We start from the raw sequence: 12,337 nt of genomic DNA, 5'->3' as shown, positions 1-12,337 counted from the left end.
TAGTCGCCCTGGTGACGGCCTGGCGAATAGTTGGCCTCGGATGCTAAGAATTGAACGCGTGATTCCGATGGCCGGGCCTCGCCCGCCCGCCGGCGGTTCGGCCCGCCGGCGGTTCGCCCCGCCGCCCGTCGGCCCTCGTCAGATGGGCGGTTGTCAGGGGGAACATCAGCCGAGTGAGGGGGTCAGGGTCGGGGTTCCTGCGAAGTGCCGATTTCGCGGCAGCCCCCATGGATGCCGACGGCGTCCCCGCCACCGGCCAACGCACGAGGTAGAACGCGCAGCCACACAGCGCACCTGACCGCATCGGAGACGCCATGGCGATCACCTTGCTCAGCATCGCCATGGTGGTGGCCGCCCTCGTCATCAGGGCGGCAGTCGCCGAAGTCCGCCGGCCCGGCAGCGGACGCGCGCAGTGGAGGTTCCTGAGCAACCCGCGAGCCCTCGCTACCGGAGCCCTCACCGCCCTGTTGCTCGGCCTCCTCGCCTGGGCCACAGGGGGACCCGTCGCAGCGGCCTGGGCCGTGCTGGCCGGCGCGCTCGTCGCCTACGTGGCCGGAACCGACGAACGCGACGACTGACCAAAGCCGCACATGGGTTCCGTGGTGATCCCTCCGACATCCGGGGGATCCCGAGTCGGACACTCACGCCGACGGAGCCCGCTCGGCTTCGACTCACCTGGTGTCAGCAGTTGAGCGCAGGGTTCACGACCGCCGCGCAGTGCCCCTCCTGTTCTGTGGCAAGGGGGAACTCCGTCCAGACGGTCTTGCCGTCCCGGGTGTAGCGGGTGCCCCATCGTTCGGTGAGCTGGGCCACGAGGAAGAGACCGCGCCCGCCCTCGTCGGTGGTGCGCGCCCGTCGTAGGTGCGGAGCGGTGCTGCTGCTGTCGGAGACCTCGCAGATCAGGCTGCGGTCGCGGATGAGCCGCAGGGTCACCGGCGTGCCGCCGCCGTACCGGTAGGCATTGGTGATCAGTTCAGTGACGACCAGTTCGGCGGTGAAGACCATCTCTTCCAGGCCCCACGTGGTCAGTGTGGTCTCCGTCAGGTGCCGTGCCCGGGCGGCGGCGGTCGGCTCCGAGGGCAGTTCCCAGGAGGCGACCTGCTCCGGCGCCAGTACGCGGGTGCGGGCGAGGAGCAGTGCGACGTCATCCGGCGGGTGATCCGGCAGCAGGGCGTTCTGCACGTCCGTGCAGGTCTCCGCCAGCGAACGGCCGGGCCGGGACAGGGCTCCGCGCAGCCGCTCAAGTCCCTCGTCGAGGTCGAGGCCACGGGCCTCGACCAGGCCGTCCGTGTACAGCGCCAGCAGACTTCCCTCGGCGAGTTCCAATTCGGCGGACTCGAACGGGAGTCCGCCCAGCCCGAGCGGCGGCCCCTCGGGAAGGTCGGGCGTGCTCACCGTGCCGTCGGAGGCCACCACGGCCGGGGGCAGGTGGCCCGCCCGGGCCAGGGTGCAGCGCCGGGAGGTCGGATCGTAGACCGCGTAGAGGCACGTCGCGCCGACGATCTGCTGGCCCTGCGAACGTCCGCCTGCAGGCTCCTGCTCATCTGCCAGGCGATTGACCAGGTCATCCAGGTGGGAGAGGACCTCGTCCGGAGCGTAGTCGAGGCTGGCCAGGGTGTGCACGGCCGTGCGCAGGCGGCCCATGGTGGCCGCAGCGTGCAGACCATGGCCGACGACATCGCCGACGACCAGGGCGACGCGTGCTCCGGAAAGGGGGATGACGTCGAACCAGTCGCCGCCGACGCCGGTGGCGGGGTCGGCCGGCAGGTAGAGGTGCGCGACCTCAACCGCGCTGTATTCGGGCAACTCCTGCGGCAGCAGGCTGCGCTGCAGTGTCAACGCGGCCTGATGCTGGTGGGTGTAGCGGCGGGCGTTGTCGATGCACAGGGCGGCCCGCGCGGCGAATTCCTCTGCGAGCGTGAGGTCGTCCTCCTCGAACGGCTCACCACGCTCGGCCCGCCACAGGCTGAGCAGCCCGAGGAGCAGACCGCGGGCCGTCAGCGGTACGACGATCAGCGAGTGGGCGTGCAGACCGGCGGCGCGCTGTGCGCGCTCCGGATCCTGGAAGTACCATCCGGGGCTGCTCTGGAGCTCTGGTTCGAGGACGGGCTGCTGATCGCCGAGGCACCTGGCCTGCGGGGTGCGAGGGTCGAAGTGGAAGACCTCCCCGGCGGGGTACATCACCTGCAGCGCCTCTGCCATGACCGAGTGAACGGCCATTCTGCGGACCGGTCCCCTCGCCTCCTCGGCGGTTTCTTCACCTCGGGCCACGGACTCCAGCAGATCCACCGAGACGGCGTCTGCGAGGCCGGGGACGGCGGCGTCGGCCAGCTCCCGGGTGGTCTGGCCGAGATCGAGCGTGGTCCCGATGCGCGCGCTCGCCCGGTTGAGGAGGGCAAGCCGCCGCCGGGCCCGGTAGCGGTCGGTGACGTCCTCCACCAGTTGGGTGACTCCGAGAATCCCGCCGGAGGGGTCCTCCATCCGAAACGCCGACACCGACACCACCCGCTCATGACCGGGGTCACTCCTCAGGCGACAGGGCTGCTCGGTGAAGATCAGCGGGGCGCCCGTGTGCAGCACCCGGCGCAGCCGCGTTTCGATGGTCTCGAGGTCCGGACCGATGAGGAAGTCGCCGATGCGCCGGCCCCGGATGTCCGCCGCGGAAAGTTGCGTGAAGCGCGCCAGCGCCCGGTTGATCCGCAGGATGCTCAGGTCGGGGGCGTGGACGGACAGGCCGATCGGCGAGCGCCGGAACAGACCGTCCAGGACCGACCGGTCCGTCTCCCACTGGAGCACCTCCTCCGCCGGGGCGACGACGAGGAACCACTCGCGGGCCGAGCCGGCGCGGATGACGGCGCGGGCACGGAAGCCCAGCTCCACCCGTCGCCCGCTGCGGTGCAGGACGGGCAGGATGCCGGACCAGCCCCGGTCGCGCTCACACGCGGCCGCTGCGTCCCGGACCACCTCGCGATCACGCGAATCGAACAACACTTCGAGCGCCATGCGGCCCAGCACCTCGTCGGGCGGGTAGCCGAGGTGTTCCTGTGCGCGCTCACTCCAGCCGACGACCCTTCCGCGGTCGTCCACAACGGCCGAGGCCGAGTTGTGCAGCGCGAAGGGGTCCTCGGGCGCCTCGCCCGATCCAGGCGCTGATGCGTCCATCGCTGCCACCTTCGACCTTCCGAACGGACTGCACAGCGGGCATTTGCCGCAGCGACTACCCGGGGTGAACAGAGAACAGAGACCAGCGATTGAGCAGTCGGCTCATCTTCAGTATCGCCGCGCCGCTGTACGTCGGCAGAGGGTCGTCCACCGCGTGCCCCCGAGTCGGGCCCGAGCCGCCCGGGCCCGGTGAGTCGGGTACCGCGCGACGGCGGGCCACCGCTCGACCGCTGGAACCGGGAGTGGCGTCACCACCCCGGAGTGGCATGCCGCCTTCGGAGTAATGGCCGTTTCGCCTGTACGGCCGTGCCACGCTGTGGTCTCGATTGATCAGGGTCGTGTCAGGAGACCGGAATGCACCGCTCAGGTCAGGGGTCGTACGAAGGGATCCATCCTGCCCTGCGGGCAGACCCGAGGACGTCGGTGCGGAAGTGGAGCCATCCTGACACCGGGCGCTCGTGATGGCAGGAAACGGGGAAGAGAAACACCCAGGGCAGCCGCACCTTCCCGACCTGCACGTACGTCTGCGTACCGAGTTGGCCAGGATCGACGAGCAACTGCGCTCCCTGCTGTCCGCCATGGACCGACTGCAGGGCCTGCTGGATGCGGTGGTTTCCATCAGCCGGGAGGTGGAGCTGCCTGACGTGCTGCACCGCATCGTGACCACCGCAATGGACTTGGTCGGCGCTCGCTACGGGGCACTGGGCGTACTCAGCGATTCCGGCGAGCACTTGGAACAGTTCATCACCGCCGGCCTGTCCGAACAGGAACGCGCCGATTTGGCCGAAACCGGATTGCCCCGCGGTCTGGGTGTCCTCGGGCACATGATCCACCACCCCGAACCCCTGCGGGTCGACAGCATCTCAGCCCATCCGTCGTCCGCCGGGTTCCCGTCCGGCCACCCGCACCTGCACACTCTGCTCGGCGTCGCCATCAGCGTCCGCGGTGAGATCTACGGTGACCTCTACCTCTCCGAGCGTCGCGACGGGCAGCCCTTCGACGTCCACGACGAGAACGTCGTCATCGCCCTGGCCAGTGCCGCCGGAATCGCGATCGAGAAGGTCCGCCTGTTCGAACGGGTTCGACTCGGAGCCGAGCAATTCCAACGGCTTCTTCTGCCCTCCCTGCCGGACCTGCGGCCTTTCGCAGCCGCCGCCATCTACCGGCCCGCTGCCGAGCCGAGTCAACTCGGCGGGGACTGGTACGACGCCATCCCGCTGGCCGACGACGTCGTGGCGGTGGTCATCGGCGACGTGGTAGGTCACGATCTGAAGGCGGCGGCCTCCATGGCCTCCACCCGGAACATGCTGCGGGCTCTGCTGTTCGACCAGAGCAATCCGCCCAGCGCCATCCTGGCCCAGCTCGACCGCACCCTGCACGCCATCACGAGCAACCCCGTCACCACCACGACCCTGGCGCGCATCGAACCCGAGGCACCGGGCTGGCGGCTCCACTGGAGCACCGCGGGCCACGTCCCACCACTGCTGATCACCCCGGGGCGCCCGGCCGAGTACCTCTTCGCCGAGCCCGGGGTACCGCTCGGGGTCGACCCCGAACAGCCCCGCCCCGACCATTCCCGCTTCCTGCCTCCGGACGCGACCGTGGTCTTCTTCACGGACGGGCTGGTCGAACATCCCGAGCGAAGCATCGACGAGAGCCTCGACCTGCTCACCGATCTCGCCACCCTGTACGCCGCCCTGCCCCTGCAGGAGTTCGTTCAGGCCCTGGCCGATCACCACCCCAGTGACGGTCACGACGACCTGGCCATCCTCGCCCTGCGCACCCCGCACCTCTGATGCCCGTGTCTCACATCCAGCTCGGCAGTGCCGTGGAGGATCCGAGAGATCCGACGGATGATGGACTACGGGCCGATAGCGATGCGGAGGTGTCGCCTGATGACTGCCGCGCGGCCTGAACGGCTCCGGTCGGCCGGACTGGCCGCCCTGGAGGCATGCGCCGTTGCCGCGCTGTACTAGGGCTCAGCCAAGCTGGGACTGATCCAGCAACTGGTAGGAGGCCAGGTCACCCCCCTGTGGCCGCCGACCGGTATCGCCCTGGCGAGCCTGCTCCTGCGGGGACTGCGGGTCTGGCCCGGGATCGCGCTGGGCGCGTTGCTGGTCAACGCCCCGCTCGGCCCGTCGACCCCGGCCGTGCTCGCGATCGTGATGGGGAACACCCTCGCGCCCGTTTGCTCGTACGCACTGCTCCGCCGCACCGGGTTCCGTACGGAATTGGACCGGTTGCAGGATGCGATGGGGCTGATCTTCCTCGGTGCGCTCACCGGGATGCTGATCAGCGCGACGGTGGGCAGCGGGACCCTGGCCCTCGCCGGCGTGCTGGGCGCCGAGCAATTCTGGCCGACGTGGTCGGTCTGGTGGACCGGCGACGCGATGGGCGTCTTGGTGGTGACACCCGTCCTGCTCGTTCTCCGTTTCGCACGCTGGCCGAAACATGCGCGGCCGTCCCGTTGGGCGGAGGGACTGCTGCTCGTGGCGGCCACCGTCTACGTCGGTTTCCTCGAGACCAGCAGCACACCGCTCATGTTTCTCGGCTTCCCGCTGCTGATCTGGGCGGCCTTCCGCTTCCAGCTGGCCGGGGCCGCGCTCTGCGCCCTTTCCATGTCGACCTTCGCCATCGTCGCCGCCACCCGTGGCTCAGGCCCGTTCGCCGGTCATGACCTGCTCACCAACATGATCACCCTGCAAGCGTTCAACGGTTCCTCCTCCCTGACCGCGCTGCTGGTCGCGGCTGCCGTCAGTCAGCGCAACCAGACCCAGAAAGAGATCGCGCGGGCCTGCAGGCTGCTGGCCGACATGGTGGCCAAAGCCACCGCCGGCGGCCGCCACCTGAGGCTCCCCGATCGGGGGAGCGAGACGGAAGAGGACGGCGGACGGACCGAGAGGCCGACGGGATGACTCAGCGTGCACCGAGCACCCGCCGACGCAAGTGCTGTGAGCAACGCCTGACATGAGCTGGGTCGCGCGGTTGCGTTCGCGCCGGGAACCCGGGCGCGCGAGCTGAACGGCACGGCCGGTCCGGAGCCGGAGCCGATGCGCTGCCGGCGACCGGAGCGTACGGCACCGCGGCAACCGGGTTCGGCACTGCCCCGTGAGACGGCACGGACCGGGACACCACGGCGACCCGCGCCGGTCCCGGACATGAGAACGCTGTCGCTGATCAGCCTGCCGGCCGGCTGCTGCGACGGCGTGTCCTGGACCTCCTCCACGCCCTCGCGGCCGGCCTGTCGGTGGGCGCTCAAGCGGATCCAGGGCGCCGCTGGTGTGCACCTCAGACTTCGACGTAGGCCACGATCGTGATGGTCCGCAGGGCAGTTACGTAGTAGATGACGCGTACCCCGTCGATCTCGTCCGCGTAGTCGCGCAGCAGGGTGCCGGGCACCTCGGTGCCGAGTTCGGGGTTGACGCTGATGGCGACGATCGCTCGGTCCAGGCGATGCGTCTCGTTCGCGGTGAGCTTGGCGAGCTGGGTGAGCGCCGGCTCCACCATGACGACGCGCGAGCGGCGCGCGGCGTGGTCAGGCGACACGGGGCTGCTCGTCCGCGAGACGGGCGAGGTGGGCGTCGCGAGCGGTCTCCCACAGTACGCCGGTCTCCGGGGACGGGTAGCCGTTCGCGGCGATGTCCTCGAGCACCGAGGCGAGGACGTCCGCCTTCGCGCGCTGGTCGGCTGCGTACGCGAGGACGGATGCGGCGGCGTACTCGTCGAGGGGCTGGCGTTCGGGCACGGGCGCGGTGGCCGGCTGCTGGCTCATCCGGGGCTCCTGGGCTGTCATCTGGCGTGTGCCACCACGTTATCGCCTTCCTCCCGCATCGCCGTCCCTCTGGCCAGAACTGCCGAGACTGCGGCCACGAGCCTGTCTCCCGCGCGGTCGACACTGCCGTTCTGCGCGCTGATCGGGGCGCCTTCCAGGAAGAAGGTGATCTCTGCGGAGACATCATCGGGCACGTTCGCACCAGCCCGCTCGCACATGTCCGTGAGGCGACGCCGCTGATCGGCTTTGTGGTTCTCGATCAGCCGACGGGCCGGATGGCTGGGGTCGGGCAGACCGGCGATGGAGTTCACGAAGGGGCAGCCCCTTTGGGCGATGCCCGGCAGCCCGTCGGCGATGAAACGTGCCAATCCGAGTACCTGAGCCCGGCCATCGCCTGCATGCTCGGCTTCCACCTGGTCAACGGCGAGTCATCGCTGCCCCGATTCCCCTGCCCGGAACCCGCGTGAACTGGTGCGAGCAGTGGCCACGATGATCGAGACGCAGGAGGACAACTGGACTCTGGTGGTGGAGGCGTCCGGCCGAGCGGCCGGACCGTACCTGCTCGACGATGTGCTGCTCGAGTACCAGCTGAGCCGCCCGAGCCCGGCCAGGAACGGGCTCGCCGCGCTGCTCGACCCGCTCGATGCGCGCCCGGAGCTGCTCGTCACGTTACGCATCTTCTTCGCGTGCAGCCTTGACCGGCGCCGGGCCGCCGCCCGGCTCCAGGTCCACCCGAACACGGTCGACTACCGCCTGCGCAAGGCCACCGAGTTCACCGGACCGGACGCCGCCCGCGGCGTTCGACGTAGCCGAGGGCCTCGCTCCAGAACGCGGCGAGCCGGGCAGGGCCGGCGCAGTTGCCGGCCAGCCCACCGATGCGGCACGCCCTGCCCGTCCCGGCCAGGGACGCGCGACGTGCCCTACGCCTGCCACACCCGCGTGTCGGGGGCGGGCTCGGAGCAGAGCATGGGCATGTGCGGTATGGACGGTGTGACCGCGCGCTCATCCGCGCAGGAGGCAGTCCAACGGACCGTGCCTGCACCCGAGCCGCCAGGCATCGCGCCGACCGGCCGACCACGGGTCACAGGTGTGGCTCCTGCCTCGTGTGGCGGCCGTCAGCGGGGGCGTCGGGGGCCACCACGGTACGGGCGGCGGCGGGAGACCGCTTCGGGAGCGGCCTCGGGGGACGAGAAGCCTCCGGCCACGGCCACACGTGCCGGAGCCTGTGGGGCGGGGAGGGGCGAAGCAGGAGCCGATGCTCCGGAGGGACGAGGAGACGCCGGCTGCTCGGCACGGCCGAGGACGGCGGTGTGGGAGATCAAGGGGGCGCAAGTCTGGCAGATCTCGGCGAGGGTCCAGACTTGGCCGACGGCCGGGTTGTGGATGAGTACGAGCAGCGGGGCACCGACACACGAGGTTCTGGTGTCCTCGTGGAATCCGCACTCGGCGGCCCGGCAGGCACACGCCGCGTTGGGGCGGACTTTGACGAGGCGGGCGTGCGCGCGGGCGTGCTCGGCGGCGAACCGGCGCATGGCCGCCGTGTCCTTGGACCGGGGCGGCATGCGGCACGCCTCGGTGGTGCAGGTGACGGAGACGGTGTGGTCACCGTGGCCGGTCAGACGGACCATCCAGGTCCGCCCCGAGACACGGGATCCGGGAATCGTGGTCAAGGGAGAGTCGTCCGTTCACGTATGTGCGGTGCTGTGCCCACTGTTCGGCAGTCTTGCGTGGGGCGACGGTGCATTTTTCGCGTGGCCCGGCGCCGGGACGGGCCCCGTACTGATGGCCCGGTCAAGCGGAGAACCGCACTTTGGACGAGGAGACCGGCCGAACCCACGGGGCCTTTGTCGCACGCCGTTGGGCAGGTGTCAACGACACGCCGCCACGTCGGCCCTCCCGGCGCTGCGCGGCCCGAGGCGGTACGCGTTGCCGAAGGGGATCCGCTGCACTTCCGCAAGACCGGCGAACGCGGAGATGCCCGGGCAGGGGCAGGGCCCGGGCGCGGCGGCCCCGGCAACCGCGTGGCCGGGATGTCCGAGGATCCGAACCCGTGTGTTGCCGTCCGCGGAGGCGCGGTCCCGGTCCGGGGTGACGTGTCGGTGAAATCGGCATGTGAAGAAGACCGGACGGGGCGGGTGGCGCGTACGGTCGGCGGTGGGCCCCGCCTTGCCGTCATGGCTGTCGCCCCTCATCCGGTGGGGGCCCGGTCTCGTCCGTTGATGGCGCCGGAACAGGAGCACGCCGATGCGTCTTTACGCCCAGACTCGAGCACGTCGTTGTCGGCAGGTGCTCGCTGACCTCATCGCCGTGGTCCTGGTGGCGGCCGCGGTCAGGTTCGCGCTGGCTGTCCACGACGGCATCATGCTGCTGGCCGAGCCGGGGCGGACGGTGGAGGACGCGGGCGGCAGTCTTGCTTCCGGCCTCGGCGATGCGGGGGATGCGGCCTCGAACGTGCCGCTGGTGGGGGGCATTCTGAAGAAACCGCTGCAGTCCGCCGCCGAGGCCGGCCACGGGCTCTCCGATGCCGGGCAGTCGATGCAGGACGTGGTGGGCCGCGTGGCCGACCTGACTGCATGGGTCCTGATCGTCACCTCGGTTTCGATCGTGCTGGCGCTCTGGCTGCCCCCGCGCGTGCGCTGGATCCGGCGTAGTGCTTGGATCCGGGGTCTTCTCGACGCTCCCGGCGGTGCTGATCTGCTTGCCCTACGTGCCCTGACCGGGCCGATGAGAGACCTCGCATCCGTCTCCGTTCCGCCGGAGGGTCTCGCCGATGCCTGGCGGCGGGCAGACGAGCAGGTCATCGGCGACCTGTCCCAGGTGGCGCTCAGGCAAGCCGGCCTCCGCCCCTGAAAGCGCAGGCGCTCCCCCGCAGCGTCGTGTCGGACGCGAGGCGCGGTCCCGCTTCAAGCTTGGCGTAGGTCATTCCGCCGAACGAGATCGGTGTGCCGTCCCCGACCGCCTGTCGCCCGTTGGACCGGTCGCGTGCCACCGGACTCCAGTCGTTGGTGGACGACACCCACGCGAGGTCGCTCAGTTGGGCGTCGGCGACCGGCGCCGGCGGCACCGTCGAAACCCTGGGACAGGTCCGCCGGTGGCGCAGCCGCCACGACTGCCGCCCCGGGAGCCGACATGCGGTCTCGTCGCGCTCAACGGCGCGGTGGGGATTGCGGCAGGCGACGCAACGCGCAGGCCCCCGCATCCCACCGGCAACGGGGACCCACGCGTCGGCGCCGGACTACGGGCGCTACCAAGAGGACTTGGTGACTCCGGGGAGGAAGCCGGCGTGTGCTGTTCCCGCATGCGGACGCGGGAGAGGCCGAACTTCCGCAGATGGCCGCGGGGCCGGCCGTCGACGCCGTCCCGGTTGCGCACGCGGGTGGCGCTCGCGTTGCGCGGCTGCTTGCGCAATTCCTCGAGCACCGCACGTCGTTCGACGTCCGTCGACAACCGTCGCAGCAAGAGCTCCTTCAGCTCGGCACGCCGGGCGGCGTACCGTGCAGCGGTCGCCTTGCGCTTCTCGTTCTGCGCGATCTTGCTCTTCTTCGCCATCAGACCCTCACCCCGCGCGCGCGGATCCGGGCCACCGCGGCCTCGATGCCAAGGGTGTCGATGGTCTTGATCGCCTTCGCACTCAGGGTCAAGCGGACATGACGGCCTTCGCTCGGCAGCCAATGGCGCTTGGCCTGGATGTCAACTCACCGGCACCCAGCCGGGCTTGGCAACAACATCTCCCACTCGCACCGGCGCACCCGCTATCGCCCCCTCTCTCTGAACCAGTTATTGAAAACGATTCCCATTCCCGTATAGTGGCGGCATGGCACGCAACGAGGTACGCCCGATCGTCAAGCTCCGCTCCACCGCGGGCACCGGCTACACGTACGTCACCCGCAAGAACCGGCGGAACGACCCGGACCGCATGGTGCTGCGCAAGTTCGACCCAGTGGTGCGCCGGCACGTCGACTTCCGCGAAGAACGCTGATCCCCCCGCTCCCTGCTCAGAGGACACCGTCATGAAGCCCGGAATCCACCCCTCCTACGGTCCCGTCGTCTTCCGCGACAAGACCGCCGACTTCGCCTTCCTCACCAGGTCCACGGCGACCAGCGCCAACACCGTCGAGTGGGAAGACGGCAACACCTACCCCGTCATCGACGTGGAGATCTCCTCGCAGAGCCACCCCTTCTACACCGGCACCGCCCGCGTCCTGGACACCGCCGGTCGCGTCGAGCGCTTCCAGCGCCGCTACGGGACCAAGCCGTGACCCTGCCCGTCGTCCTCGTCGGAGGGCTCCACTGCGACGCCCGCAAGGAGGTCGTGGACCGGCTGCTGCACGCCGTCCCCGACAGCGTCTCCCTCCACCACGACCTGTCCACCGCAGCGCAGGGCACCGTGCGACGTGTGGTGCGCGACGCCTCGGGCGAGCTGTCCCGAGGCACGGCACCCCTCGTGAACGACTGCGCGTGCTGCGCGCTGCGCGAGGACCTGGTCCCCGAACTGGCACGACTGGCCGACAGCGGCCTGACCCGGCTGGCCGTCGTCGAGCTCTGGGACTCCGTGGAGCCCAAGGCGATGGCCGAGGTCGTCGCGGCACACGGCGCCGGCGTACTCGAACTCACCGCTGTGATCACCGCGGTCGACCCCGCGCTCGTACTCCCGTACCTCGTCAACGGCGATGACCTGGCAGAGGCGGGCCTCGCGGCAGCCGCCGCCGACCAGCGCACCGTCGCAGACACCTGGGCGCGGCAGCTGGAGTATGCCCCCGTCCTCGCCCTGGTTTCCGGCGAAGACACCGATGACGAGGACCGGGCCCTGCTCACCCAGCTCCATCCGACCGCCCGGCAGGTACCCGCCTCATCCGGCGAACTCGCCCGGCTGGCCTTCGCCGGTTTCGACGTGGAGACAGCGGCCGCCGCCCAGCACCCGGCCTGCGCGCTGCTCCCCCAGGAAGCCGACGAGGCGGGAGTCACCACCTTCGTCTGGCACCGCCGGCGGCCCTTCCACCCCGAACGCCTCTACGAGGCGCTGGAAGACCTCTGTTGCGCGGCCGCCCGCAGCCGCGGCCGTCTCTGGCTCGCCGACCGCCCCGACACCCTGCTCGCCTGGGACGCTGCGGGTGGCGCCCTGTCCGTCGAGAACGCCGGCCCCTGGCTGGCGTCCCTGCCGGACGCCGCCTGGGAGCTGGTCCCACCGATGCGCAGGGCGGCAGCCTCGCTCGACTGGCACCCCCAGCACGGCGACTGCTGCCAGCACCTCGTTTTCACCTCCCCCGGCCTCGACCGCCACGGCTTGGAGCAACTGCTCGAGTCCTGCCTCCTCACCGACACCGAATACGCGGCGGGACCCGATGCATGGCGCAGACTCCCGGCCGCCTTCGGCCCCCTCCTCGACCCCGTCCCCTGACCACC

At 70.5% G+C, this 12,337-nt stretch carries 12 protein-coding genes and 4 pseudogenes; 8 read left to right on the top strand and 8 right to left on the bottom strand.

Translation table 11 applies throughout. The features are described from left to right. Window positions 1–314: 314 nt before the first annotated feature. A complete protein-coding gene (locus ACZ49B_RS27055) occupies window positions 315–578 on the top strand; it encodes a hypothetical protein (RefSeq protein ID WP_468310797.1) in 264 nt (87 codons plus the stop codon). A 103-nt stretch (window positions 579–681) separates the two neighbouring features. On the opposite strand, the gene ACZ49B_RS27050 is transcribed toward ACZ49B_RS27055, so the two are convergent. Then, window positions 682–3,162, bottom strand: coding sequence for a SpoIIE family protein phosphatase (locus ACZ49B_RS27050; protein ID WP_468310795.1), 2,481 nt, complete (start codon window positions 3,160–3,162; stop codon window positions 682–684). Between the two features lie 578 nt (window positions 3,163–3,740). Here ACZ49B_RS27050 and ACZ49B_RS27045 point away from each other — a divergent pair. Together ACZ49B_RS27045 and ACZ49B_RS27040 are read left to right on the top strand one after the other, a co-directional pair. Beyond that, window positions 3,741–4,958 carry a SpoIIE family protein phosphatase gene (locus tag ACZ49B_RS27045; RefSeq protein WP_468310940.1) on the top strand — a complete coding sequence of 406 codons (1,218 nt, stop codon included), beginning with the start codon at window positions 3,741–3,743 and terminating at the stop codon, window positions 4,956–4,958. A gap of 192 nt (window positions 4,959–5,150) precedes the next feature. Further along, entirely contained in the window at window positions 5,151–6,077 is a 927-nt protein-coding gene (locus tag ACZ49B_RS27040) for an MASE1 domain-containing protein (protein WP_468310938.1), read from the top strand. Window positions 6,078–6,450: 373 nt separating this feature from the next. Here ACZ49B_RS27040 and ACZ49B_RS27035 read toward each other — a convergent pair whose 3' ends face one another. The 3 genes and pseudogenes from ACZ49B_RS27035 to ACZ49B_RS27025 all read right to left on the bottom strand — a co-directional run. After that, window positions 6,451–6,708 carry a hypothetical protein gene (locus ACZ49B_RS27035; protein WP_468310792.1) on the bottom strand — a complete coding sequence of 86 codons (258 nt, stop codon included), beginning with the start codon at window positions 6,706–6,708 and terminating at the stop codon, window positions 6,451–6,453. Next, window positions 6,698–6,934 (bottom strand): hypothetical protein, encoded by a 237-nt coding sequence (locus ACZ49B_RS27030; protein ID WP_468310789.1) that lies wholly within the window; start codon window positions 6,932–6,934, stop codon window positions 6,698–6,700. Before ACZ49B_RS27030 ends, ACZ49B_RS27035 begins: the two co-directional genes overlap by 11 nt. A 17-nt stretch (window positions 6,935–6,951) precedes the next feature. Then, window positions 6,952–7,359, bottom strand: a pseudogene (locus ACZ49B_RS27025) (TetR family transcriptional regulator); the annotation flags it as partial. Between ACZ49B_RS27025 and ACZ49B_RS27020 the strand changes: the two are divergent. Further along, window positions 7,358–7,729, top strand: a pseudogene (locus tag ACZ49B_RS27020) (helix-turn-helix domain-containing protein); the annotation flags it as partial. The pseudogenes ACZ49B_RS27025 and ACZ49B_RS27020 overlap by 2 nt on opposite strands. 320 nt (window positions 7,730–8,049) lie before the next feature. Here ACZ49B_RS27020 and ACZ49B_RS27015 read toward each other — a convergent pair. Continuing rightward, a complete protein-coding gene (locus tag ACZ49B_RS27015) occupies window positions 8,050–8,604 on the bottom strand; it encodes a hypothetical protein (protein WP_468310786.1) in 555 nt (184 codons plus the stop codon). 574 nt (window positions 8,605–9,178) lie between these two features. Between ACZ49B_RS27015 and ACZ49B_RS27010 the strand changes: the two genes are divergently transcribed. Then, window positions 9,179–9,784, top strand: a complete 606-nt coding sequence (locus ACZ49B_RS27010; RefSeq protein ID WP_468310783.1) for a hypothetical protein — start codon at window positions 9,179–9,181, stop codon at window positions 9,782–9,784. On the opposite strand, the gene ACZ49B_RS27005 is transcribed toward ACZ49B_RS27010, so the two are convergent. The 3 genes and pseudogenes from ACZ49B_RS27005 to ACZ49B_RS26995 form a co-directional block, all read right to left on the bottom strand. Beyond that, window positions 9,759–10,133 carry an NPCBM/NEW2 domain-containing protein gene (locus ACZ49B_RS27005; protein ID WP_468310780.1) on the bottom strand — a complete coding sequence of 125 codons (375 nt, stop codon included), beginning with the start codon at window positions 10,131–10,133 and terminating at the stop codon, window positions 9,759–9,761. The two genes, ACZ49B_RS27010 and ACZ49B_RS27005, sit on opposite strands and share 26 nt — an antisense overlap. A 45-nt stretch (window positions 10,134–10,178) precedes the next feature. Next, window positions 10,179–10,483 (bottom strand): annotated as a pseudogene (rpsN, locus tag ACZ49B_RS27000) (30S ribosomal protein S14). Beyond that, window positions 10,483–10,626: pseudogene (locus ACZ49B_RS26995) on the bottom strand (bL28 family ribosomal protein); the annotation flags it as partial. The pseudogenes ACZ49B_RS26995 and rpsN, both read right to left, overlap by 1 nt. 122 nt (window positions 10,627–10,748) lie before the next feature. Here ACZ49B_RS26995 and rpmG point away from each other — a divergent pair. Genes rpmG through ACZ49B_RS26980 form a run of 3 tightly spaced genes read left to right on the top strand, consistent with a single transcriptional unit; the run spans window position 10,749 to window position 12,332 of the window. Then, entirely contained in the window at window positions 10,749–10,913 is a 165-nt protein-coding gene (gene rpmG / locus ACZ49B_RS26990) for a 50S ribosomal protein L33 (protein WP_030162346.1), read from the top strand. A gap of 31 nt (window positions 10,914–10,944) precedes the next feature. Next, a complete protein-coding gene (locus tag ACZ49B_RS26985) occupies window positions 10,945–11,193 on the top strand; it encodes a type B 50S ribosomal protein L31 (protein ID WP_468310777.1) in 249 nt (82 codons plus the stop codon). Then, complete coding sequence (locus tag ACZ49B_RS26980) at window positions 11,190–12,332, top strand: CobW family GTP-binding protein (protein ID WP_468310775.1); 1,143 nt, start codon at window positions 11,190–11,192, stop codon at window positions 12,330–12,332. Before ACZ49B_RS26985 ends, ACZ49B_RS26980 begins: the two co-directional genes overlap by 4 nt. The last annotated feature ends 5 nt before the right edge of the window (window positions 12,333–12,337 follow it).

The sequence above is a fragment of the Streptomyces sp. NPDC031132 genome (genome assembly GCF_055570595.1).
The sequence above is the reverse complement of the archived record's forward strand: the minus strand, read 5'-3'. Positions and strand labels throughout refer to the sequence as shown.